The sequence below is a fragment of the Bacillus sp. FSL W8-0645 genome, assembly GCF_038007905.1.
Lineage (GTDB): Bacteria > Bacillota > Bacilli > Bacillales > Bacillaceae > Bacillus > Bacillus pumilus.
In genome coordinates this window covers 3,483,676-3,508,965 of sequence record NZ_JBBOYC010000001.1, presented here as the reverse complement: position 1 = coordinate 3,508,965, position 25,290 = coordinate 3,483,676, and the positions used below count along the sequence as shown (strand labels likewise).

The window sequence follows — 25,290 nt, the reverse complement described above, 5'->3', positions numbered from 1 at the left end:
CTGGTGTTAAAGCTAGGACATGGAGAATCCCGAGATGCAGATCTCGGGGTTTTTCATGTCCTTTTTAACGTTTCAGCCACTTTTCCCACCATTTCTTTGGCTTTTGATCTTGAACTGGATCTTGCTCAGATGATTTATCCTCAGCACCGTAGCACACACCTGTCGGCTCTGTTCCTTCTATAAAATAGGTGAATACCTTTGATTCACATCCTGGGCCTGCGAGATCGCCGGTTTTTGGATTGATATACACACCTTTTACGCCGTCTGGCGGCATGAAGGAGGACGCTGGCTGTTTGGAGAGGGCTGATTCCATAAAGGATGCCCATATCTTTTTTGCATAGGCTGTTTCTTCGACCGAGTCAATGGTACGCCCTTTATCATAGCCCGTCCACACACCTGTGACGAGCTGGGGAGAAAAGCCGATCATCCAGCTGTCGGCTCCTGTCGTTCCCGATTTTCCTCCGTATGTTCGCGTGAGATCCTTCATAATGGTGCGGCCTGTGACACTCGTATAGCCGTTTAGCTGATCATTGAACATTCCTGACATCATGTCGGTGGTGACAAAGGCTGCCTTTTCATCTAAGACTTGCTCTCGTTTTTGTTTTTCTTCAAAAAGCACGTTGCCTTTAGCATCCGTTACTTTTGTAATAAAGGTGGGTTTGACTCGTTTTCCACCATTGACAAGCATTGCGTAAGCATTGGTCATTTCAATTGGTTTGATAGGAGACGTGCCTAGGGCAAGTGATGGCACCTGATCTAGTTTTTCGTTGATGCCAAATGTTTTGCCAGCACGTACAAGCTGCTCCATTCCTAAAAATAGATGGGTTTTCACGGCATAAATATTATCAGACAGCGCCAAGGCTTGAAGCATCGTAATGCCGTCATTGGCGTAATAGCCATGATAATTGCTTGGTGAATAAGCAGCACCGCTTCCTTGATCATCGAGCTCAAAAACCGTTTCTTCACTGCGCATGACGGTTGCTGGTGTAAACCCATTTTGCAAGGCAATGTAATAGAGAAGAGGCTTCATTGTTGAACCGGGCTGTCTTTTCGCTTGTGTCACCCGGTTGAATGGGCTTTTCTCATAATCTCTTCCCCCAATGAGGGCGAGTACATGACCAGTTTGGGGATGGATAGCGGTAAAGCCGATTTGGATGTCTGATTTCGAATAGATTGTGCTTTTTAACGTCTTCTCAGCAATTTTCTGTAACTCTGGATTTAAAGTCGTTTGGATATGAAGGCCATAGGTTTCGATCTGTTCCTCAGTTAACCCCAAGTTTTGTTTCAACTCACGAATCACATCATCATAAAAATACGGGGCTTGCTTTGCTTGCAGCTGCTTCTTTTGCAAAGGGCGATAGGACAGTTTTTCTTTCGCGGCTTCAGCGGCTGCCTTTTTCGTAATCATGCCGTCCTCTTGCATGTGCCTCAGAATCATATTCTTTCTTGCGCCGGCTTTCTCTTCATTCACATAAGGGGAGTAGAGAGAAGGGCCCTTTGGGATACCGGCAAGTAAGGCAGATTCGGCGAGGGTTAAATTCTTTGCCTTTTTTCCGAAATACAGACGGGACGCTGCTTCCACGCCATAAGCTCCATGACCATAATAAATGGTGTTCAAGTATCCTTCTAAAATCTCATCTTTTGTATAGTTTTGCTCTAAGCGAATCGTGTAAAAGGCTTCATTCCACTTCCGCTTCCACGTTTTATCATGATCTAAATACAGATTTCGTGCATATTGCTGGGTGATCGTGCTAGCGCCTTGCACCTTAGCCATGGCACGAATATCAGCCACTGCAGCACCCGCCATCCGTTTCACATCAAAGCCATGATGCTCATAAAAGGTTTTATCCTCAACAGCTACAGCTGCCTGCCTGATATGAGGGGACATGTCCTTTAAGGGCACCCAATATCTCTTTTCTCCAAAGCTGGATTCTCCAAGCTTTGAACCATCGGCTGCATAAATCGTCGTAGATTGGGGAACTTGAACAGAAGGGGCGCCTTGCCATTTGGCTATTAAAAGAATCGTCAAAAAGACAGTGCCTGCAAATAGAAAAGCGAGCAAGCCAATAAAAAAACAGGCTCGAATCGTTTTCACGGTCATGCGGATTTTTTTATTACTCATGATTGTGTCCATGCAAAGCCCCCATTTTGACGGTTTTTTATCAGTATGGAACAAAGAAAACCGTTTTAAACAAATGATTGCAAGAGCGTGCATTAAAATTGAAGAGAACTCATGCAGTTCTTTACAATTTGATATGAATCCACTATACTTTTTTCTTGGACAATCGATATAGTCATAGCCGTTAAAGGCGCTAACAATAGATGTTTGTTTATTATTGGATGAGAGGAAGATGGACAATGAGCGAACTTTGGTATACAGAGAAGCAAACGAAGAATTTTGGTATTACTTTGAAGGTGAACAAAACCCTTCACACAGAACAAACAGATTTTCAGCATTTAGAAATGGTGGAAACAGAAGAGTTTGGCAATATGCTGTTTTTAGACGGTATGGTGATGACGTCTGAGAAAGATGAGTTTGTATATCATGAAATGGTGGCACATGTTCCTCTTTTCACTCATCCAAACCCGGAAAATGTTCTCGTCGTAGGTGGAGGAGACGGCGGTGTCATTCGTGAAATCCTGAAGCATCCAAGTGTGAAAAAAGCGACACTTGTTGATATTGATGGCAAAGTCATCGAATACTCGAAAAAATTCCTTCCTTCGATTGCTGGAAAACTAGACGATCCTCGTGTGGATGTCAAAGTCGGAGACGGCTTTATGCACATTGCTGAAGCTGACAATGAGTATGATGTCATCATGGTGGACTCAACTGAACCAGTTGGGCCAGCTGTGAACCTGTTCTCTAAAGGATTTTACGCAGGAATTTCAAAAGCACTCAAAGAAGACGGTATTTTCGTGGCACAAACGGACAACCCTTGGTTCACACCTGAGCTGATTACAAATGTACAGCGTGATGTGAAAGAGATTTTCCCAATCACGAAGCTTTATACAGCAAATATTCCAACGTATCCAAGTGGTCTTTGGACATTTACCATCGGTTCAAAAAAATATGATCCACTTGCTGTAGAAGACAGCCGTTTCTTTGATATTGACACGAAATATTACACAAAAGAATTGCACAAAGCGGCATTCGTTCTGCCGAAATTTGTGAGCGACTTAATCAAATAAATCAAGCGAAGAGGAAATGCGCAAATAACAGTTTGCGCATTTTTTGAAGCGTAAAAGGAGGAATCTTGCATGAGATTCGACGAGGCTTATTCAGGAAAAGTATTTATTGGAAGTCATCCGACATGGGAAGATGCAAAAGTCATTTTATACGGTATGCCGATGGATTGGACCGTCAGTTACCGGCCAGGCTCACGTTTTGGTCCAAACCGTATTCGTGAAGTTTCGATTGGATTAGAAGAATACAGTCCTTATTTAGATCGTGAGCTACACGAAGTACCATTCTTTGATGCCGGTGACATTCCGCTTCCTTTTGGAAATGCTCAGAAAAGCTTGGACTTAATTGAAGAGTATGTCGACAGCATTTTAGAAAAAGGGAAGTTTCCATTAGGAATGGGCGGCGAGCATCTTGTGTCTTGGCCGGTTTTCCGTGCGATGCATAAGAAATATCCTGATTTGGCGATTATCCATATGGACGCACATACGGATCTTCGTGAGGAATACGAGGGTGAGCCTCTGTCTCATTCAACACCGATTCGTAAAGTAGCAGGACTCATTGGACCTGAGAATGTGTTCTCTTTTGGGATTCGTTCTGGGATGAAGGAAGAATTTGAATGGGCAAAAGAAGCGGGCATGCACATTTCTAAATTTGAAGTGTTGGAGCCGTTGAAGCAAGTATTGCCAAAGCTGAAGGGGCGTCCAGTTTATGTGACGATCGACATTGATGTACTCGATCCAGCTCATGCACCTGGTACAGGCACGGTAGATGCTGGCGGTATTACATCAAAAGAGCTGCTTGCATCCATTCATGCCATTGCAGGATCTGAGGTTCAAGTAGTCGGTGCAGACCTTGTAGAGGTAGCACCTGTATACGATCATTCCGACCAAACAGCGAATACAGCGAGCAAGCTTTTACGCGAAATGCTGCTTGGATTTGTGAAATAACACCTTGATAGAGGAGCTTGTCATCTCATGTGGACAAGCTCTTTTTTTACATGGATCAAAAAATAAAGGAGGCAGTTCATGTTTTCTTCTATATTGATGGTGCTTCTCGCTTTTTGTGTGTTAGCGGCGGGTTTTCTCACGCTGAAACGAGAGCTCGCAGCAGAGCCCCCCGTTTTTGCTTCGAAAAAGGAAGCAAAGGAAGAGATGTTGGGGTTGTTTCAGGATCGAGGCTTTTTCTATTTGACGGCCATTGCGTTATTCATGCAGGTGATATTTAAGCGAGCACAGATCGTGCCATTTGATTTTTTTCAGGTATTTTTGGCAAGTTCAGGCGTTCAAGCTCTTTTTTATTTAATCAAAAGAAAAGACATGGGCGTAAAGGCTGTGTTGGTGGTATTAGTGAGTTTCCTGTTTCTTTTTTTCTAAAGGGATAGCGTAAGATCAAAAACGAAGTTTAATCGCAGTGAAGAAGAGAAATGATGGTATGATAGGCGATCATGAATATGGTATACTATTTTAGTTAAACGGGTCTTAGCAAAGGAAGTGCAAAATGACACAAAACCAAATTTCAATTCATGTAAAGTCAGTGATGAAACCAGAGACGGAGCCGGCTGAAACGATCGAATTCCGCACGACTGGAACGTATCAAGAAAAGAATGACAAAACGTATCTCACTTACCATGAAGAACATGAAATGGGTCAAGTAAAAACCGTTGTGAAAATGAGTGAAAAAGAAATTTTTGTCATGAGATCAGGGGCCATTCAAATGAAGCAGCGCTTTCTCATTGGGGAAACGACCGTCACACATTACACGATGCCATTCGGTACACTACAGCTTGATGTACACACACATGGCATTGATCTCGATGTGAACAAGGGACTGCTGCACATTACGTACGATATGCTGACAGGGGAAGATCAAAAGCATTTACATACATTATCGATTTCGTATAAGGAGGATTTACGTTCATGAATATCGCAGAACAGGTCAAAGATGCGTTAAAAGAAGAAATCATTGCGGCAGTCGTCAAAGCAGGACTTGCTGATGAAAGCCAGGTACCAGATGTCCTTTTAGAAGTGCCGAAAGACAAAACTCACGGTGATTACTCCACCAACATGGCGATGCAGCTTGCCCGCATTGCAAAAAAAGCACCTCGCCAAATCGCAGAGGACATTGTCAAAGCGTTTGATAAAGGGAAAGCTTCTATTGAAAAACTGGATATCGCAGGTCCAGGGTTCATTAACTTTTATATGAACAATCAGTATTTAACAAAGCTCATTCCAGCTGTCCTTGAAGCAAAAGAGGCATATGGTGAAACGAATACAGGCGGCGGCCAAAAGGTGCAAGTTGAATTCGTCTCAGCCAACCCAACAGGTGACCTTCACCTTGGACATGCCCGCGGAGCAGCTGTAGGTGATTCTCTTTGCAACATCCTTGATAAAGCAGGGTTCGAAGTGAGCCGTGAATACTATATCAACGATGCAGGCAATCAGATCAATAACCTTGCTTTATCTGTAGAGGTACGTTACTTTGAGGCGCTCGGTCTTGAAAAAGAGATGCCTGAAGACGGCTATAGAGGAGAAGACATCAAAGGCATCGGGCAAAAGCTGGCAGATGAATTTGGTGACCGTTTCGTGCATGAGCCAGAAGAAGAGCGTATGAAGTTCTTCCGTGAATACGGCTTAAAATACGAATTAGAGAAATTACGTGTAGACCTTGAGAATTTCCGTGTCCCATTTGATGTATGGTATTCAGAAACCTCTTTATATGAAAACGGAAAAATCGAACCAGCGCTGGAAACCCTTCGCGCTAAAGGCTATGTCTTTGAAGAAGACGGCGCAACGTGGCTGCGTTCAACTGATTTTGGCGATGACAAGGACCGCGTGCTCATTAAAAAAGACGGCAGCTTCACTTACTTGCTTCCAGATATCGCATACCATAAAGACAAATTGGACAGAGGCTTTGATCAGCTCATTAACATTTGGGGAGCGGACCATCACGGCTATATCCCTCGAATGAAAGCGGCGATCCAAGCACTTGGATATCCTGCTGGCAAGCTTGAAGTAGAAATCATTCAGCTCGTTCACCTATACAAAAACGGTGAAAAGATGAAGATGAGTAAACGTACAGGAAAAGCTGTCACCATGCGTGATCTGATTGAAGAAGTAGGTCTAGATGCCACTCGTTATTTCTTCGCGATGAGAAGTGCGGCAACACATATGGACTTTGACCTAGACTTAGCGATATCTACGTCTAACGATAACCCTGTGTACTACGCACAATATGCGCATGCGAGAATTTGCAGCATGCTGCGTCAAGGGGAAGAAAAAGGCTACGAGCCAAACCTTGAAAAAGCAGATTTCTCTCACATTCAATCGGAAAAAGAGTACGATCTTCTCAAAATCATTGGCAGCTTCCCAGAAGTTGTAGCAGAAGCAGCTGAAAAGCGTATTCCGCACCGTGTAACGAACTATATTTATGACCTTGCATCAGCCCTTCACAGCTTCTACAATGCCGAGAAGGTCATTGATGTAGAAAACGAAACAAAAACAACAGCACGTCTTTCACTCATGAAAGCAACACAAATTACGCTTGCGAATGCATTAAAACTAATTGGCGTATCGGCTCCGGAAAAGATGTAAGAACACGAAGAAACCCGCTCGGAACGAGAGTGGGTTTCTTCGTGTTTTTCATCCAGCTTTTAGATCACTTTTATTTCTCTGAAAAATCTCAATTTCATAATCCTCTAATGCTTGTTTAGGAAGCTTCTTTTCTAAGACAGATTGCAAACTTGCCATATCTTTTGAAGTATCGATGCCGATGGAAATTGTGGGATCTGTCTTGATCATTTGATAGTTAAACAATGCATGCTCTTCCCATAATGAGTCCAATACGTGGATGACCTTTTCATCTAATTCCTCTTCAGAAAGGGTGAGAGTTTTTGAAGTGAAGCTTAATCCAACAATACAAAGAGTAATAAAAAACAAACCAATCAAACGTTTTATCATTATATCTCCTTTATATAGTTAGTATATTCCTTAAATAGATCATAACATCCAATTGGGCTTGTTTGAATTGTTTAAAAGAAACCAGTTCATAAAGGGTCTTTTGAATTGATGATAATCAAACAAGGTTCCTTATAGTTATTTAAATGGCGCCATTCAGAATCTGTTAAATAAAAACATCCGCTATCTACTAGAGACAGCGGATGTTGAACATTACCCAAGCGTATTAATAATGTTAGAAATAGAATCGAATAATTGACTAAGTACATCAGAAAACATAGAGTGCATCCTCCCTTCGGTAAGCATGTAGTATGTGTGCGTTAATTAGAATTATCCAAGTGTATTAATAATGTTAGAGATAGAATCGAATAATTGGTTAAGTACATCAGAGAACATGTTTTTGCCTCCTCTCTTTTCTTTTTACATCTACTTAACGAAGGGGTTGGAGGGTTGGATCACTTTTTCTAAAAAATTTTTAAAAAAGATGGTGGCATAGAAAAAAGCACCACATATGGGACTGACCCTCGTTTTTGAGACAGGGATCAAAACACCTTTATACAGCCAATTGCCGATAGTTTATCGGTGATTGGTTGTTTAGTTTCGTTTGAATACGAATGTTGTTATAATAATAAATGTATTCTTTGACAGTGCGTTCTACGATGCTGGTCGTAGTGCGGTCAATCCTGTTAAGATAGAACGTTTCAGACTTTAGTGAGGAATGAAACGATTCGATGGAGGCATTATCAGCGGGCGTCCCTTTACGGGACATGCTCATGGTAATGCCTTTTATATGAACAGCTTTCTGATACTCGTAAGATGTATACACAGAACCTTGATCGCTATGTAACACGCAATTCTCAGGCAGTGCTGGGAGCTGATTAAGTGTGTTTAAGATAAAGTCTGTGTCCTGCTTATCACCAATCGTAAAAGCAATCACTTCTCCATTATATAAATCCAATATACTGGAAAGGTACAATTGTTTCTGTCCATAAGGCAAATACGTGATGTCCGTTACTAGTTTTTCAAGAGGGCGATCAGACTGAAAGTTCCGATCCAGTATATTACCGGCCACGGCATAGGGCTGCCCATTCTTCTTACGCTTTTTCATTTTAACCCGGCATTGCCACTGGTTTTTCTGCATGATACGTTGAACAGTTTTATGGTTAATACGCATTCTCCTTTTTAGTATGGCTGTGATTTTTCGATAACCATATCGATATTTGTGCTTTCGGCACAACGTGCCGACCTGTTTCTCTAGTTGTCTTTTAGAATGATTCTGAGTCAGATCCTTTTTCCATCTATAATACGAAGTACGTAAGATGCCTAAATGGACACAGATGTCCTGTACCGTCATCGTTTTGCACAATTCTTCTACCAGTTTGATTGACGTTTCCTTATCAACTTCCTTTCCAATTCGTTGTACTTTTTTAACACTTCATTCTGTTGACTCAAATAGCGATTTTCTGCCTGCAGTCTCTCTAATTCGGAAGAGTACTCGGGACCCTTTCCATAGGTATATTGTTTTCCAACAGGCTGTTCGAACCGGTGTGTATCCCCAGCCTTATGCCACCTCACCCATGTCTGAACCTGCGTCTTATTCTTGATATTCAATTTCTGCATGATCTCTTTCATAGGTACGCCTGCCAATCTCATTTCTACAGCCTTCTGTTTGACTTCAACCGGATAACTCACTCTTGTCCCCATAGAAAAAACACCTCCATGTTTTATTTCGGATCACAACGATCTTTTTTCAAACTTGAAGGTGTTTTTTATTTGTCTCATCTTATGGGGTCAGTCCCTATTCGGGTGCTTTTTTAGCCTTTATTAGTTATGAATGAATGCGCAGCTTCACGTCTCCATCTTTACACGCTAGCTTTACATTTCCACCAATCGGTAAGGTGAAAACCGGCTGCGTATGTCCAATATCGACATCGTAAATCACTGGAATGTGTTTGAGCATTGGGTGCTTATCTAGAATGAATCTTAAATGTTCTTCTGTCATCTCGGATTTCTTCTGAAAGCGTCCGATGATCAGTCCTTTGATTGATTCTGCATGCTGCAAGAGGGATGTGAGGTCTCTGGCGAACATTTCAGGGAAAACCAAATCATCATCCTCCACAAATAAGATGGCATCCTTGATATGAGGCATAAACGACGTCCCTTGCAGTAAATTCAGTGTACAAAGGTTACCGCCATACAAGGTGCCTTCAGCTGTTCCTTCCTGATATATTCCCCATTTTGTCGGATGAAATTGCCTGTTCGCTTGATCAAGATACCACGCATCATCACTCCACTTTGTCGAAGGGATCACATCAAAAGACTTACCGTCATTCATCAAGCAGGCTTGAAACATAGCGGTCTGTTCCTCTTGTCCTTGCTCCATTTGGAAGCTGGAGAAATGAGGGCCTGAGTATGTCACCATCTCACATTTTGCAGTAATAGCGCTTGCGAGTGCGGTAATATCACTGTAGCCGCAAAGAACTTTAGAGTGCTGACGAATCAAGTCGTAATCAATGTAAGGCAAAAGCTCATTGCAATTGAAGCCTCCGATTGCTGTCAAAATACCGTCAACTTCATCATCTTTGAACGCCTTATGCAAATCAGACAAGCGGTGTTCAATAGATGAAGAGGAATGAAGATCACATTCAAACGCGTGCTTTCCAAAAGAGACAGTGAAACCTAAAGCCTCTAAACGCTTTTTTGCTTGAGCGATTCCTTCTTCTGATAAAATGCTGGCACTTCGGCTTGGGGCAATGACACGAAGATGACTACCTTTTTTTAAAGGAGGTGGTGTATGCATAAACAAATCTTCCTTTCCATCACATATTTATCCATTATATCGGATCAAATGGTCCAAGTCTGTAAAAGCTAGAAGAAAGGCATAGGTCGTGCGTTTCATACAAGCTGTGCAAAGGGTATGGAAGAGAAAAGACAGAAACGAATGAGGGCGGAGAATGTGAAAAAGAGGAGACTGGAATTTTTATTTTTATATTTTATGATATTCGGGGCATATGTGGTGTATTGGTGGCCGGTTCCAGCGTGGAGTGTTCAGCTGTACGCAGCGGTTTATATCGCCATTATTTTATTTAGTATCATCTCACTCATGCTAGAGAACCGTACATCACAGCACACACTCTTATGGATGTATGTGCTAATCTTTTTCCCGATCATTGGCTATATGTTTTATTTGTTCTCAGGACAGCTCTATGTGAAAGGTCATTTATTCAAATCAAAGAGAATGTACAACCGTGAAAAACTACGCAGAATATCTGAGCTTGAAAGCAAGCCGGATGAATCGCGTCTAACCGAAAATCAGCGGACTTTTTTTCATTACACAGAAAAAGCAACAGGCATGCATGTGAACACAAATAGTGATATGGACATTTTAAAAAATGGGGAGGAGACGTTTCCCCGTATTTTTGAAGAATTAAAAAAGGCAAAATCGTTCATCCATATAGAATACTACATGTTTAAATCGGATTTCCTCGGGCACCGGATGATGGAGATTTTGATAGAAAAAGTGAAAGAAGGGGTAGAGGTTCGCTTCATCTATGATGCGGCTGGCAGCATTCGCTTCTCCCGAAAAGATATTAAACGCTTGAAGCAGGCAGGGGTCAAGGTCGCTCCATTTCTGCCTTTAAAATATGGTTTCTTTAATCAAAAATTCAATTTCCGAAATCACCGCAAAATCGTGATTATTGATGGGAAGACAGGATTTGTCGGCGGGTTAAATGTCGGAAAAGAATATGTCGGACGTGATGAAAATATCGGTTTTTGGCGTGATACGCATACCATGTTAAAGGGTGAGGCTGTCCAAACCCTTCACTCTGTTTTTATGCTCGACTGGGAGTATGTATCAGATGAAGTATTAATTGATGATCCGAAATATCATACGCCGCATCCTGTGACGGGAGAGGATGTCATTCAGGTTGTACCAACTGGACCCGATATGAAAGAAAGTATGAGTGATTTATATGATGCACTCATCTCAAATGCGAAACAATTTGTCTGGATTGCGACACCTTATTTTGTCCCTAATGAATCCCTTCGTACAGCATTGAAAATTGCTGCTACAAGAGGGGTGGATGTCCGGGTGATGGTACCGGAGATCAATGACGGCTTTCTCACACAATACGCCACACGATCCTATTTTTCTGAGCTTCTAAAAGAGGGCATCAAGGTGTATCACTATCAAAAGGGCTTCATGCATCAAAAAGTAATGATCGCAGATGGAGAACTTGCCTCTGTCGGCACTGCAAATGTGGATATGAGAAGCTTTCAGCTCAATTTTGAGGTCAATGTCTTTACAGCCGCGAAAAAGCCCATTGAGCAGCTGATGGCACACTATGAGGAAGATATGATGGAATGTGAGCAGATGGGACCTGTTCATTTTTATAAAAGAGGCTTAAAAGAACGATTAAAGGAATCATTTGCTCGGTTGTTTTCTGGCGTTCTATGAGGATTTCTAGTCAAAGAAATCATTTCCTAATCTAGTATTTTGAAGAGGATTCCTCTATAATTGAAAATGATTATCAATTATAGAGGAAATGAGGTTCTTTTACATATGCTAAAACGCTTTTTCGCCTATTACAGGCCCTATCGAGGTCTGTTCTTTTTAGATTTCTTTTGCGCTGTCGCCGTTGGATTAATGGAACTGGGTTTCCCGCTTATCGTGAACTACTTTATTGATACATTGTTGCCAACAGGGAACTGGACAGTCATTGTCTGGACCGCATTTGCGCTGTTTGTCATTTATGCCCTCAGCTCGGTTATGCAATTTATTGTGTCGTATTGGGGGCATATGCTTGGCATCAATATTGAAACAGATATGAGGAAGAAGCTGTTTGATCACTTTCAGCGCCTATCCTTTAAATTCTTTGACAACAACAAAACGGGTAAGCTCATGTCACGGATGACAAACGACCTCATGTACATTGGAGAAGTGGCGCATCATGGTCCTGAAGATTTGTTTATAGCGATTATGACGATTCTTGGTGCCTTTGCAGTCATGCTGATGATTAACTGGCAGCTGGCCATTTTAACCTTCCTGATCATGCCGGTCATCATCTGGCTTGCCCTTCATTTTAATAAGAAAATGACGCATGCGATTACACAGCTGAACAATGACATTGGAGACTTTCATGCAAGGGTTGAAAACAATATCGGCGGCATTCGTCTTGTTCAAGCCTTTGCCAATGAACATTTCGAGAAAAAACGTTTTGCTGAAAACAACAACCGTTTTCGAAAGGCGAAGCTTCTTTCCTATAAAATTATGTCGGTCAATGGATCGATCAGTTACATTCTCACACGTCTTGTGACACTGTTTGTCCTTCTCGCAGGTACATGGTTTGTCCTGCAAGGTCAATTAACGGCAGGTGGCTTTATCGCGTTTGTTCTGATCACAAATGTTTTATTTAGACCGATTGATAAAATCAACACGGTCATTGAAATGTATCCGAAAGGCATTGCGGGCTTTAAAAGCTATGTCGATTTGCTAGAAACAGAGCTGGATGTGAAGGATACAGAGGGAGCACGTGATGTACACGGACTAAAAGGTGAAATTGAATATCGAAACGTAACATTTGGCTACGATGAACACAGTCATGTGCTGAATAATATCGATTTAAAGATTAAACAAGGAGAAACGGTTGCGTTTGTCGGGCCTTCAGGAGCGGGGAAATCAACCATTTGCAGTCTGCTGCCTCGCTTTTATGATGTGAATGAAGGGGAGATCACGATTGATGGTATAAGCACAAAGTCGATGACATTGTCTTCTTTAAGGCAGCAGATCGGTATTGTGCAGCAGGATGTCTTTTTATTCTCAGGCACCATTCGTGAAAACATTGCGTACGGCAACTTAGAAGCCAGCGATGCAGAGATTTGGGAGGCTGTAAGAAGTGCGCATTTAGAGGAACTCGTACAGCGTTTCCCAGAAGGGTTAAATACCGTCATAGGTGAGCGCGGCGTCAAACTGTCAGGCGGTCAAAAGCAGCGTCTGTCGATTGCGCGGATGTTCCTGAAAAACCCGTCCATTCTCATTCTAGATGAAGCCACGTCAGCACTTGATACAGAAACAGAAAAAGCCATACAGGATGCACTGAGTGAACTAGCTGTCGGCAGGACAACGCTCGTCATAGCCCACCGCCTTGCAACAATTAAACACGCCGATCGTATCATTGTCGTAACAGAGGAAGGCATTGAAGAACAAGGCCGCCACCAAGATTTAATTCAAATGGGCGGCGTATATAGCAGACTGCACGAAGCGCAGTTTGGTCATTAAAGATTAAGCCCTTTTGATAAGGGGCTTTTTTTGTTAGGATAGAAAAAACTCGTGTAGGAAGGATCTGATGGAATGAAGAGGCTTCGGCGATTACAAAAAGGCGATAAGATCGGTATTTTTTCACCTTCAAGTCCAGCATCAGCGACCTCGCCTCTTAGGTATGAGCGGGCGAAGAAGTGGCTTGAGCAAAAAGGATTCATTGTGGTACCAGGATCATTAACAGGGAAAGAGGATCACTACCGTTCAGGTACAATTCAAGAACGAGCGGATGAGCTGAATGAGCTAATGGCTAGGGAAGACTTGGCGTGCGTCATGTCAATGATTGGCGGGACAAATTCAAATAGCTTGCTCCCTTATCTTGATTTTGAGCTGCTGAATCAATATCCGAAGATCATGATCGGTTATTCAGATGCGACAGCGATTCTTTTAGCCGCTTACGAAAAAACGGGACTGCCTGTATTCTACGGACCGGCGCTTGTCCCATCTTTTGGAGAGTTTGAACCGTTCGTCGCTTATACGTATCAGTCGTTCGAAGACATCCTGATGCATCCTCAACCCATTCCTTATCAGATCAAAAAACCACCTTTTTGGACGGATGAACGAATCAATTGGGAAGAAAAGACGCGTGATAAAGAGCAGCGTCCGAACGATTGGCTGTGCGTCATAGAAGGACGGGCAGAAGGCAGGTTGATCGGCGGGAACCTGAATGCAATGTACGGCATATGGGGCAGTGAGTTCATGCCAGCGATCCAAACAGGAGACATTCTCCTCATTGAAGATTGCATGAAAACCGCTTCGGTTGTAGAAAAAAACTTCTCTTTATTGAGAGTAAATGGAGTGTTTGAGCGAGTATCAGGGATTCTTTTGGGAAAACATGAGCTGTTTGATGATGAGGGAACGGGAAAAGAACCTTACGAGATTTTACTTGAGGTGCTTGGAGAGACAAAGAGACCGCTCATCGCAGATTTTGACTGTGCCCATACGCATCCGATGATTACGATGCCAATTGGGGCACAAGTGAAAATGGATGCAGCTGCAAAACAAGTGTGGTTGACGAAAGAGTGGATCTAACAAAAAGAGCGGCCTGAGGGCTGCTCCTTTTTATGAAACCTGCTCTTTTTCAAAAGGCTGCAAGAGATCTTGCGCTTTTTTCCCCTCTACGACAATTAAGTAGTCAGACTCTAAATGAGTGAGCCTGAAGGTTTCAAGCTCTACGATGTTCTTGATGTTGCACATTGTTTTTTTAGAATACACATATAGACGATGTTGAGCCTGATGGCATTTTTCATAAAGAGAAATAAGCTTATGTAAATTCAATGCTTTCGCAGCGATTTGGATTGAATAGATTTGAGACATCTTCATATCCTCCTGTTAATAACTTTCTCACAATAGCTTTGTTACCCCTGTTTGAACAGAGATAAACCTTTATCTATGATTTCCACTCAATGGTTCCTCCGCCGGTTCGCTTGTTGCCTCTTATCGCAGACAGCTCTTCGACAAGTCGGAGCAGTGCCTGATCCTTTAACTTCGCCTCAATCATAAAATCTATATCACGCCCATACGGTTTTAATGCATGAAAAAGCGGTAAGACAAAGGACATATCTACACCATCTGCATGACTGCGTATGGCTTTTTCTGATTTCGGTGAGGATAAATGGATTTTAGGCGGAATGCCAGTGCTCGTCCAAGTGTTGAACATTCTTGGCAGGATGTCTTCAAGCACGGCATCATCATCTTTATTGGCCACGTGATGATGATAATCAAAAACAAATGGAATACCGTGCTTTTCACATACATCAAGGGTTTCTAACGACGTATACGTTTTGTCATCATTCTCAAGCGTCATCCTCGCCTTGATATGCGCTGGTAGCTGTTTGATATTGTCATCAAAACGTTGAAGCGCCGAATCTTTATCACCGTACGCACCGCCCACATGAATGTTCATATAGCCTTCCTTCACGAGCTTCATCGCCTCAAACATTTGATAATGGTACGTCATATCAATCACGGCATTTTCTGTGATTGAAGGCTTGGGGCTAGTAAACAAGGTGAATTGATTGGGGTGAAAGCTCACTCGCAGTTCATGCCGTTTCACCAACTCGCCAATTTCAAGAAACTCCTTTTGAAAAGGTGTCACAAAGTCCCAGCGTACCTCGGGATGGGTCGCAAGCGGGACGATCGAACTCGAAAAACGGTAAAGCGGGATATCATGGGCAATGGCAAAGTAAAGCGTTCTTAATGTATTCACGAGATTGGCCTTTGTTGTTCGTAATAAAGCCTCTTCTCTCTCTTCCTTTGAGAGCTTGCTGTATCTTGCAAAGGTCAGCGACTTGGCAGGAGAAGCCTCCCACAAGGTGACGGCATTGGATACATAACCGAATCGATAACGCATAGGTCAGCTCCTTTATAAAAAGTACGAGAACATGGCGCCAACCCATTCCAGCGGACGTGACAAAAGCGGACGCTGTGTCAATTTCTCCTCTGTCATAAGCTCAGACACTTCTATGTGCTCGCGAATTTTTTCTTCTACGTGTGCAGTAAAGTCGACATCATCAATGGCGACGTCAACTTCTTCGTTTAAAAACAAGCTGCGTTTATCAAAATTTGCCGTACTGATCATACAGCGTCTCTGGTCAATTAGAATGGCTTTCGCATGATAAAATCCTTTATAAAAACGATAAACAAGGCAGCCAGAGGCAATGAGGTCCTTCAAATAATGAAATCCAGCCTCTTTGACGAGTGGATGATCTGCTTTCATTGGGATGATGATTTCAACCGTGACGCCTCGCTTTCGTGCATCAAGCAGTGCACTCAGAAGAGGAGCAGATGGAATAAAGTAAGGCGTACAGATGATGATCTGTTTCCTCGCCTGCTGAATATCTTTGAGGAACAAAGCTTCTAAAGAAAAACCAGCAGTCGCGCGTGTTGTGCATTGTAGTGTTCCCGGTTCCAAAGCAGGAAAAACCTCATATTGCAGCTGATGAATGCCAGATGTCCGGTATAAATCATTCAAAAACACATGCTGGAGATCTGCGACAACTTGCCCTGTCATGCGCAAATGATAATCTTTCCAAATGCCAAACCGACCCTTTTTCCCAACATATTCATCACCAATATTAAACCCGCCAATATAGCCAATCTTTCCATCAATTACCGTGATTTTACGATGATTTCTCATGTTTAACCGATAAATCAAAAAAGGGAAACGAGGCTTATTTAAAAAGTAAAATTGGATGCCGCTTTTCTCCAGCATATCAATGGACTTTTGATCAAACGGATAGGACCCTAATCGATCGGTCAGTAAAAAGACTGAAACCCCTTGTTCAGCTTTTGTTTTCAAAGCTTGTAACACCCTTTGACCAATCTTGTCGTTCTTTACAATAAAGAACATCATATGAATAGAAGAAGAGGCGTGCTGAATATCGGTGATCAGCTGTTCAAAGAGTGGTTCGCCATCATGATAAAAGGCGGCATCACCGCTTGTTTGATCAAAAGATCGTTCAAAAGCGCGGGTGGAAAAATATTTCTTTCCCATATAAAGGTCTAACAATATGAGACAAACGATGACAATGAGTACGAGTAGGATGATCAATGCGATCATGAAGCTTCCTCCTTTTTTGCATATTTCAATAGTGTACCCAAACGTGTAAAAAATATTGACTGAATACTCATTCATTATTTATGATAGAGGTACAACATAGAAACGGAACAAAGTGGGTTTTGGGGAATGAAAGGGGGAGCAAGATGAATAGCCTTTTAATCATGAACATGATCGCATTTGCGGCGGTGACCGCTTACGCTGTGTATTTGTTTATTTATCTCATTCGAACACGAGCAGCGTACATTCGTCTTGGTAAAAAAGAAGAGTTCCAACAAGACGTGAAAAAACGCTTAGAGCGTGTTTGGGTCAATGTATTTGGGCAAAAGAAGCTGTTAAAGGACAAGAAGAGCGGCATCATTCATGTGCTGTTTTTCTACGGATTTATCCTTGTACAGTTCGGAGCCCTTGATTTTATTATGAAGGGACTCGTTCCAGGCAGCGGACTCCCTTTAGGTCCGCTTTACGGTGTCTTTACCTTTTTCCAAGAGGTGGTCACACTTCTCATTTTAGTAGCTGTTGTTTGGGCGTTCCATAGAAGGTATGTGGAGAAGCTTGTCCGTTTAAAGCGTGGCTTTAAATCCGGTCTAGTGCTTTTATTTATTGGCGGCTTGATGCTGACCGTTTTACTTGGGAACGGGATGAATATCATCTGGCATGGACACTCTTTATCACCAACGGAGCCAATCGCATCCAGTGTTGCTTTCTTGCTGGGCGGTATTTCACCTCTTGCGGCAACGGTCGTTTTTTATGTCGCATGGTGGGTGCATCTCCTGATTTTGCTGACATTCTTAGTGTACGTCCCGCAGTCAAAGCATGCTCACCTCATTGCAGGACCGGTGAACGTATTTGCCAGCAGATTAGACCCGCCAGGCAAGCTGCAAAAAATTGATTTTGAAGATGAGACACAAGAGACCTTCGGTGTGGGAAAAATTGAAGACTTCCGTCAGTCACAGCTGATCGACCTTTACGCTTGTGTGGAATGCGGGCGCTGCACAAATATGTGCCCAGCAACAGGTACAGGGAAAATGCTGTCTCCAATGGATTTGATTTTAAGGCTAAGAGATCATTTAACCAATAAAGGGGCCGCCATTACATCAAAGACGCCTTGGGTTCCGCAGCTTGCCTTCAGGCAGACAACAGGAAATCAGCTGGCGCTTCAGGCGAGAGGAGCAGGTGCAGAGGAATCGGCTGCTAGCTCGATGTATCATCCTTCTCTTATTGGTGAAGTCATTACAGAGGAAGAAATTTGGGCATGTACGACGTGCCGAAACTGTGAAGACCAATGCCCTGTCATGAATGAACACGTCGACAAAATTATTGATATGCGTAGATATCTTGTGCTGACTGAAGGGAAAATGGATGCAGATGCACAGCGTGCTATGACAAGTATAGAGCGCCAAGGGAACCCGTGGGGATTGAACCGGAAAGAAAGAGAAAATTGGCGTGAACTGAGAGAAGATGTGCACGTGCCGACAGTAAAAGAGCTGAAAAAAGCAGACCAAACCTTCGAATATTTATTCTGGGTTGGTTCAATGGGGGCATACGACAATCGAAGTCAAAAAATTGCGCTTGCCTTTGCAAAACTTCTCAACGAAGCAGGAGTCTCCTTTGCCATCCTAGGCAATAAGGAGAAAAACTCTGGCGATACACCAAGAAGGCTTGGAAACGAATTTTTATTCCAAGAGCTTGCTGCAAAAAACATTGAAGAATTTCAGAAAAACGATGTCACAAAGATCGTTACGATTGATCCGCACGCCTACAATTTGTTTAAAAATGAGTATCCAGACTTCGGGCTTAAGGCAGAAGTGTACCATCATACAGAATTACTGGCAGAGCTAGTGAAAGAAGGAAAAATAACGCCTGTACATGAAGTGAACGAGGTGATTACCTTCCACGACTCTTGCTACCTAGGCAGATATAACGAAGTGTATGATCCGCCGAGAGACATTTTAAAAGCCATCCCTGGTGTGACGCTGAGAGAAATGGAACGTCATCGTGAAACGGGTATGTGCTGCGGTGCAGGCGGGGGCTTAATGTGGATGGAAGAAGAGAAGGGTACCCGGATTAATACTGCCCGAACGGAGCAGGCGTTACAGGTGCAGCCGTCCATCATCAGCTCAGGTTGTCCTTATTGCTTAACGATGCTGGGAGATGGCACGAAGGCGAAAGAAGTAGAAGAGCAGGTAGGTACATTTGATGTCGCAGAGCTCCTTGAAAAATCAGTGTTTGGCGAGGCTGGAAAGCAGGTTTCGTAAGCAAAACAGGCCGATGAATAGAATGTTCATCGGCTTATACATGGCGCTGTACATCTGCTGTTTAGATAATATGTAAGCGGTAACAAAAGGGAGGGGACATACATGAGTAAGACAGTCATTGTATCTGGAGCAAGAACACCATTTGGAAAACTAGGCGGTGCTTTCAGCGGATTGACTGCCGCAGAACTAGGCGGAGTGGCAATCAAGGCTGCGCTGGAAAGAGTGCCGGGTTCACATCATGTGGATGAGGTCATCATGGGAAGTGTTTTGCAGGGAGGACAAGGTCAGCTTCCTTCAAGGCAAGCAGCAAGACATGCTGATCTTCCGTGGTCCGTTCCGACGCAAACCATCAATAAAGTCTGTGCATCAGGAATGCGCAGTGTGAGCACAGCAGATCAAATCATCCGAGCTGGAGATGCGGAGGTCATCGTAGCGGGCGGTATGGAATCCATGTCACACGCCCCTTATTTGCTAAAAAAAGCGCGATGGGGCTACAAAATGGGAGATGGTGCGGTACAAGATGCGATGATTTTAGATGGATTAACCTGTTCGTTTACAGGCGTTCATATGGGTGAGTATGGGAGCATGGCTGCGAAGGAGCTCGGTATCACGCGGGAAGAGCAAGACCTTTGGGCATTAAGAAGTCATGAACGAGCGATCGAAGCGCAGAAAAACGGCTTTTTTCAGCATGAAATCTCTCCCGTCACCGTCAAGACGAAAACGGGAGAGCGGCTGATGATAGAAGATGAATCCCCGCGTCGTGATACGTCATATGAACGGCTATCAAAGCTCATGCCTGTTTTTGATCAAACGGGTACCATTACCGCTGGAAATGCACCAGGTGTCAATGATGGAGCAAGTGCGCTTCTTTTAATGAAAGACACATATGCAAAGCAGCATGACGTCAAGCCATTGGCAATCGTGCTTGGTCATACGCAGGTAGCTGTAGAGGCAAAGGATTTTCCGAAAACACCAGCCTTTGCTATCGAGAAAATTTTACAGAAAACAGGCAAGCGCCTAGAGAATATCGATCTATTTGAAATCAATGAGGCCTTCTCAGCTGTGGCGCTGGCATGTGAAAAAATAACCGGGCTTGACCGGCGGAAAATGAATATCAACGGTGGTGCAGTTGCGCTTGGTCATCCCATTGGGGCAAGCGGAACACGTATCATATTGACCTTGATTCATGCATTAAAACAAAGAGGCGGCGGTATTGGCATTGCGGCGATTTGCAGTGGAGGCGGTCAAGGAGATGCCATCATGATAAAGGTAGATTAAAAGGGAGGCGTTCATCGTCATGAGTACAGAAGAAACCGTCATGGTCGTTGGAGCTGGTCAAATGGGATCAGGCATTGCCCAAGTTTTTGCTCAGTCTGGCTACACAGTCCTGCTGCATGATGCATCTGAAAAGCAGATTCATCGAGCCATTTCCTCCATGACCAAACAACTGACGAAACGAGCAGAAAAAGGAAAGCTAGCCCATCAGGCAGTCCGAGATATTACGCAGCGGCTTGCCGTATCTACAGATTTAAAGGACGTGCAGCAGGCTCATTTAGTGATTGAAGCTGTATCTGAACAAATGAGTGTGAAAAAACAAATCTTTGAAACACTCGATCAATTTGCAGAGGCGAAGACGATATTTGCAACAAACACATCCTCCTTGTCGATCACAGAATTAGCAGCTGTTACGGGGAGACCGGAGCAAGTGATTGGCATGCATTTTATGAATCCGGTGCCTGTCATGAAACTCGTTGAGGTCATTCGAGCGCTGCAAACGAGTGACGACACGTATCAACTCGTTTGTGAAACAGCAAAGAATTTAAACAAAACCCCAATTGAAGTGGAAGACTTCCCAGGGTTTGTATCAAACCGCATATTGATGCCAATGATCAATGAAGCCATTTACACCCTTTATGAAGGCGTGGCAGATGCAGAAAGTATTGACGGTGTCATGACGCTTGGAATGAATCACCCAATGGGGCCGCTTCGTCTCGCTGATTTCATCGGACTAGATACATGTTTATTTATTATGAATACCCTTCATGAGGGACTTGGGGATAGCAAATACCGACCTTGTCCTCTTTTGAAAAAATACGTGAATGCAGGCTGGCTGGGCAAAAAGACAAAGAGAGGTTTTTACACATACCACGACCACTCATAGGGGGAGTCAAAATGGATGTTTTGCTTACGGATCAACAGCGACTCTGGAGAGAACAGGCAGCAGAATTTGCAAGACAGTGTGTATTCCCTGAAGTGGAAGCCATGGAACAAGGTCAGTTCCCAAGAACACTTTTAGCAGAAATGGGACGACAAGGCTTTCTGGGGATTCCAATACCAGCTTCGTATCAAGGCTTAGGAGCAGATTTTACAACGTATATCATCGCCATTCATGAATTATCCAAAGTGAGTGCGACCATCGGTGTCATTGTGTCCGTTCATACATCTGTTGTGACGATGCCTATTTTGGCTTTTGGAACGAATGAGCAAAAAGAATCCTATGTTCCGCTGCTTGCATCCGGGCAGAAACTGGGAGCATTTTGCCTGACTGAACCGAAGGCAGGCTCAGATGCCTCCAATATTCAGTTAAGGGCGGAGCGGGCGGGCGACCATTATGTGTTAAATGGTACAAAAATGTTTATCACAAGCGGCGGGGAAGCAGAACTGTATCTTGTCTTTGCCGTGACAGATCCTGCTTCTGCGAAAAAAAATATATCGGCATTCATTGTCGAGAAAGATACACCAGGATTTACGATCGGAAAAGATGAGAAAAAGATGGGACTGCACGGGTCAAAAACTGTCACGCTTCATTTTGATGCTGTGCGAATTCAAAAACAGCAGCTGCTCGGTGCAGAAGGAGAGGGCTTTCACATAGCCATGTCTAGTTTAAATGCGGGGAGAATCGGTATCGCGGCTCAAAGCCTCGGTATAGCTGAAGCCGCATTAACTGAGGCAGTGACGTATTTAAAGCAGCACCCGGCAGGTCTAGAAACGACCATTCGGCTGGGTGATTTGGCAGCGAAGCTTGAAGCTGCCAAACTATTAGTCTATCAAGCGGCTTTTTATAAAGAGGCGAATCGTCCGGTGACAAAGGAAGCATCCATGGCAAAGCTATTTGCGTCAAAAACGGCGGTTGAGATCAGTACAGAAGCGATCCATTTACTCGGCATGGACGGTTATACGAATCGCTATCAAGCAGAACGTTACTTTCGTGATGCGAAAGTTTGTGAGATCTATGAAGGAACAAGTGAAATTCAAAAGCTGGTCATTTGTAAACAGCTAATATGAAACGAGGTGGCTCATGATGCAGTTTCAATTAAGTGATGAACATGAAATGATTCAAAAAATGGTGAGGGATTTTGCGAAAAATGAAGTAGAGCCAACAGCAGCAGAGCGGGACGAGACAGAAACGTATGATCCAGCTATTTTTCGCCAAATGGCGGAGCTCGGTTTAACGGGCATTCCTTGGCCGGAAGAGGTAGGCGGGATCGGTAGTGATTATTTAGCCTACGTCATCGCAGTGGAGGAGCTTTCAAGAGTGTGCGCCTCTACAGGCGTCACCCTCTCCGCCCACACCTCTCTCGCCTCGTGGCCTATCTATACTTTCGGAACAGATGAACAAAAAGAGACCTATTTAAAGCCGCTTGCAGAAGGACAGAAGGTAGGGGCATATGCACTCACTGAGAGCGGTTCGGGTTCAGATGCCGGCGGAATGAAGACAACGGCAGTAAAGGCAGGCAATGAATACGTCCTGAACGGTGCGAAAATCTTTATTACAAATGGAGGCATTGCAGATTATTATATTGTGTTTGCTGTGACAGACCAAGAAGCTACATCTCGAAATACGACCGCCTTTATTGTAGAAAAAGAGACACCGGGCTTCTCGGTTGGCAAAAAGGAAAGCAAACTGGGCATACGCTCATCGCCAACGACCGAAATTCGATTTGAAGATTGCCGGATTCATGAAAGAAACCGGCTCGGACAAGAAGGAGAAGGTTTTAAAATAGCGATGATGACCCTCGATGGCGGAAGAAACGGTATTGCTGCTCAGGCTGTTGGGATTGCACAAGGCGCTCTTGATGCGGCAGTCGATTATGCGAAGGAGCGAAAGCAATTCGGCAAACCAATCATTCAGCATCAAGGAATTGCTTTTAAGCTCGCAGATATGGCAACCGCAATTGAAGCATCTAGGCTGCTCACTTATCAGGCAGCATGGCTCGAAACGAAAGGGCTCCCGTATGGAAAGGAATCAGCTATGTCCAAGCTCTTTGCTGGAGATACAGCCATGAAGGTAACAACAGAAGCCGTCCAAATCTTCGGCGGCTACGGGTATACAAAGGATTACCCAGTCGAACGATACATGCGTGATGCGAAAATCACCCAAATTTATGAAGGCACACAGGAAATCCAGCGCCTAGTCATCTCGCGCAAACTGCTAGATATGTAGAAACAAAGCAAAGACCACCTGATGTGAGGTGGTCTGTTTTGGTTCATGAAGCATTAATCACTAGCATCATCCAAAGTTTTTTTATTTTAGGATTGTAAAAGGATAGTGTCGGCAACAGGAAACAGCTTTAACGTATGAGTGATTTGTAACTGGTGAAGTAGTGAGTATTGGTACATGTGAATTGGCAATATACCTACTAAAGAATTAGACCTCAAGAATGATATAGCTATAACCCACATACAAGGTAATAGTCAGGTTTTCCTGAATTTAAGATGATTTCCAGTATCGATCCATATTATATTAGCATTATGTTAAAATTAAGAAAATAAAAATATGGGAGGTTATTATGACCACAACTACTACCATTATAGCAATTGTGACTTTGGTGATATGGATCATGGTTTCCGCAGAACTTTCGAAGTCTTCAAAGAAAGATCACAATGAAAAAGAAAATAGCCGTAGAAAATTAATTGTTTTAATGCTTGCAGGCATCATATTGACCATAGCAGTAGTCATCTCATTACTTCAGAATCTCTAGCCTTAAAATAAACGATAAAAGTGTATCGTTATGAACGCATATTTCAATGCTTGAGAACTAGATAACAAGTTCATCTCATTCACTAATGTGTTTAGACTTTGCAGAAATGTCAGGGTTCAGCCTCATTTCTAACGTGATGGTTATGATTCTGCCTACATAAAGGAGCAATGCTTTTTTTGCCCGAATATCTGGATCTAAAGAAAATACAGAAATGACTATACAGACGATTCATGCAAAAAGCAGCCATTATTTTTATTCATACGTTCAAAGATTTGAATAATGGGTATCTATTTTGATATCAAATCGAAGTCGAGACAACTCAATATGAGTGTCTCGATTTCTTTTGGAATTGAGGAAATTGATTCAATTTAACTAGGTAATTTAATCCGTTTTCTTCTTTTTCGACTCCGATTTGTAGGGACTTATGTTGTGTTTTAGAGAATAGTATGTTTATCACATTTTCTAAATGTTACAATTTTTCAAAAGCTATGATAGGAACTGAAATGTATAAAGATACTGATATATTTCCAAAAATGAATCGCTCCCTAATACAGGATACGGTTCTTCTCTCCTTAGGGTCAATGTGTATAACTTACTTCCCATTCCATTCATCATTTCTCTTGAATTCAAAATAAAATCAACTCTTTTTCCACATCTATAACATGATCTTTCAGTGATTTTTTGAACTTGGTCTCTGTCTTTAACGAAGGTGAGCTCCGAGTGTTGAAGAATATCTCAGTAATAATCAAAGTACTATAGGAAACGAGCATCTCTTAAAAAAATTCATCATAAAAGTTTACTTGTCTCTAAAAAGAAGGCATTGAAGGTTTGAAACGAATTGATTTTTTGATAGTGTTTATCAGAAATTCTGACTAGATTTAAATGAATCAGAGCATTTTATGCTATTACATAAGTGCCCTGTAAAAATGGAAAATGAACGTAAATCCTGATAAAAACTGATTACAAATACCGTTAATTAAATAAATATTACAAATTTTCCAAAAAAATATTGAAATGTAATTTACTTCTTGCTAG

Annotated in this window: 21 protein-coding genes; 14 read left to right on the top strand and 7 right to left on the bottom strand. The window is 42.9% G+C overall.

Annotation, left to right across the window (positions count from 1 at the left end; all coding sequences use genetic code 11):
* Positions 1-64: 64 nt before the first annotated feature.
* Positions 65-2,134: a transglycosylase domain-containing protein gene (locus NST39_RS18185; RefSeq protein WP_341029669.1), complete on the bottom strand. Its 2,070-nt coding sequence runs from the start codon at positions 2,132-2,134 to the stop codon at positions 65-67.
* 224 nt (positions 2,135-2,358) lie between these two features.
* Here NST39_RS18185 and speE point away from each other — a divergent pair, with 224 nt between their 5' ends.
* The 5 genes from speE to argS all read left to right on the top strand — a co-directional run bounded on the left by speE (position 2,359) and on the right by argS (position 6,774).
* Positions 2,359-3,189, top strand: a complete 831-nt coding sequence (gene speE, locus NST39_RS18180) for a spermidine synthase (protein ID WP_003214614.1) — start codon at positions 2,359-2,361, stop codon at positions 3,187-3,189.
* 69 nt (positions 3,190-3,258) lie between these two features.
* Positions 3,259-4,131 carry an agmatinase gene (gene speB / locus NST39_RS18175; RefSeq protein WP_003214818.1) on the top strand — a complete coding sequence of 291 codons (873 nt, stop codon included), beginning with the start codon at positions 3,259-3,261 and terminating at the stop codon, positions 4,129-4,131.
* A 78-nt stretch (positions 4,132-4,209) separates the two neighbouring features.
* Complete coding sequence (locus NST39_RS18170; RefSeq protein WP_044140187.1) at positions 4,210-4,557, top strand: hypothetical protein; 348 nt, start codon at positions 4,210-4,212, stop codon at positions 4,555-4,557.
* A 124-nt stretch (positions 4,558-4,681) separates the two neighbouring features.
* Entirely contained in the window at positions 4,682-5,104 is a 423-nt protein-coding gene (locus NST39_RS18165; protein ID WP_044140186.1) for a DUF1934 domain-containing protein, read from the top strand.
* Positions 5,101-6,774 (top strand): arginine--tRNA ligase, encoded by a 1,674-nt coding sequence (gene argS / locus NST39_RS18160; protein WP_044140185.1) that lies wholly within the window; start codon positions 5,101-5,103, stop codon positions 6,772-6,774. The genes NST39_RS18165 and argS overlap by 4 nt, the downstream gene beginning before the upstream one ends.
* A 48-nt stretch (positions 6,775-6,822) precedes the next feature.
* Here argS and NST39_RS18155 read toward each other — a convergent pair whose 3' ends face one another.
* The 3 genes from NST39_RS18155 to NST39_RS18145 form a co-directional block, all read right to left on the bottom strand.
* Entirely contained in the window at positions 6,823-7,140 is a 318-nt protein-coding gene (locus tag NST39_RS18155) for a hypothetical protein (protein WP_341029666.1), read from the bottom strand.
* 550 nt (positions 7,141-7,690) lie between these two features.
* Positions 7,691-8,841, bottom strand: a protein-coding gene (locus tag NST39_RS18150) for an IS3 family transposase (RefSeq protein WP_106030396.1) whose coding sequence is annotated in 2 segments (ribosomal slippage) — positions 7,691-8,568 and positions 8,568-8,841 — 1,152 coding nt in all. Because the reading frame shifts where the segments join, the coding sequence is not laid out codon by codon here.
* 124 nt (positions 8,842-8,965) lie between these two features.
* On the bottom strand, positions 8,966-9,937 hold the full coding sequence (locus NST39_RS18145) for a S66 family peptidase (RefSeq protein ID WP_340913333.1): 972 nt from the start codon (positions 9,935-9,937) through the stop codon (positions 8,966-8,968).
* Positions 9,938-10,093: 156 nt separating this feature from the next.
* Between NST39_RS18145 and cls (NST39_RS18140) the strand changes: the two genes are divergently transcribed.
* From cls (NST39_RS18140) to NST39_RS18130, 3 genes are all read left to right on the top strand, one after another.
* The gene (gene cls / locus NST39_RS18140; RefSeq protein ID WP_065097841.1) at positions 10,094-11,596 is read left to right on the top strand and encodes a cardiolipin synthase; all 1,503 of its coding nucleotides are present in this window, start codon (positions 10,094-10,096) and stop codon (positions 11,594-11,596) included.
* 105 nt (positions 11,597-11,701) lie between these two features.
* Positions 11,702-13,417 (top strand): ABC transporter ATP-binding protein, encoded by a 1,716-nt coding sequence (locus NST39_RS18135; protein ID WP_341029662.1) that lies wholly within the window; start codon positions 11,702-11,704, stop codon positions 13,415-13,417.
* 72 nt (positions 13,418-13,489) lie between these two features.
* On the top strand, positions 13,490-14,488 hold the full coding sequence (locus NST39_RS18130) for a S66 family peptidase (protein WP_341029659.1): 999 nt from the start codon (positions 13,490-13,492) through the stop codon (positions 14,486-14,488).
* A 30-nt stretch (positions 14,489-14,518) separates the two neighbouring features.
* On the opposite strand, the gene NST39_RS18125 is transcribed toward NST39_RS18130, so the two are convergent.
* From NST39_RS18125 to cls (NST39_RS18115), 3 genes are all read right to left on the bottom strand, one after another.
* Positions 14,519-14,773, bottom strand: coding sequence for a hypothetical protein (locus NST39_RS18125; RefSeq protein ID WP_044140181.1), 255 nt, complete (start codon positions 14,771-14,773; stop codon positions 14,519-14,521).
* 73 nt (positions 14,774-14,846) lie between these two features.
* Entirely contained in the window at positions 14,847-15,809 is a 963-nt protein-coding gene (gene uvsE / locus NST39_RS18120; RefSeq protein WP_065097844.1) for a UV DNA damage repair endonuclease UvsE, read from the bottom strand.
* A 12-nt stretch (positions 15,810-15,821) separates the two neighbouring features.
* Entirely contained in the window at positions 15,822-17,018 is a 1,197-nt protein-coding gene (gene cls / locus NST39_RS18115; RefSeq protein WP_065097845.1) for a cardiolipin synthase, read from the bottom strand.
* Positions 17,019-17,161: 143 nt separating this feature from the next.
* On the opposite strand from cls (NST39_RS18115), the gene NST39_RS18110 reads away from it, so the two are divergent.
* The 6 genes from NST39_RS18110 to NST39_RS18085 all read left to right on the top strand — a co-directional run bounded on the left by NST39_RS18110 (position 17,162) and on the right by NST39_RS18085 (position 24,255).
* A complete protein-coding gene (locus NST39_RS18110) occupies positions 17,162-19,273 on the top strand; it encodes a heterodisulfide reductase-related iron-sulfur binding cluster (RefSeq protein WP_341029654.1) in 2,112 nt (703 codons plus the stop codon).
* A gap of 102 nt (positions 19,274-19,375) precedes the next feature.
* The gene (locus NST39_RS18105; protein WP_341029651.1) at positions 19,376-20,551 is read left to right on the top strand and encodes an acetyl-CoA C-acetyltransferase; all 1,176 of its coding nucleotides are present in this window, start codon (positions 19,376-19,378) and stop codon (positions 20,549-20,551) included.
* A 19-nt stretch (positions 20,552-20,570) separates the two neighbouring features.
* Positions 20,571-21,434 (top strand): 3-hydroxybutyryl-CoA dehydrogenase, encoded by an 864-nt coding sequence (locus NST39_RS18100; RefSeq protein ID WP_044140176.1) that lies wholly within the window; start codon positions 20,571-20,573, stop codon positions 21,432-21,434.
* An 11-nt stretch (positions 21,435-21,445) separates the two neighbouring features.
* Positions 21,446-22,558, top strand: a complete 1,113-nt coding sequence (locus NST39_RS18095) for an acyl-CoA dehydrogenase family protein (RefSeq protein ID WP_341029649.1) — start codon at positions 21,446-21,448, stop codon at positions 22,556-22,558.
* Between the two features lie 16 nt (positions 22,559-22,574).
* Positions 22,575-23,717, top strand: coding sequence for an acyl-CoA dehydrogenase (locus NST39_RS18090; protein WP_106066080.1), 1,143 nt, complete (start codon positions 22,575-22,577; stop codon positions 23,715-23,717).
* Between the two features lie 346 nt (positions 23,718-24,063).
* Entirely contained in the window at positions 24,064-24,255 is a 192-nt protein-coding gene (locus NST39_RS18085; RefSeq protein ID WP_106066081.1) for a hypothetical protein, read from the top strand.
* Positions 24,256-25,290 lie beyond the last annotated feature (1,035 nt).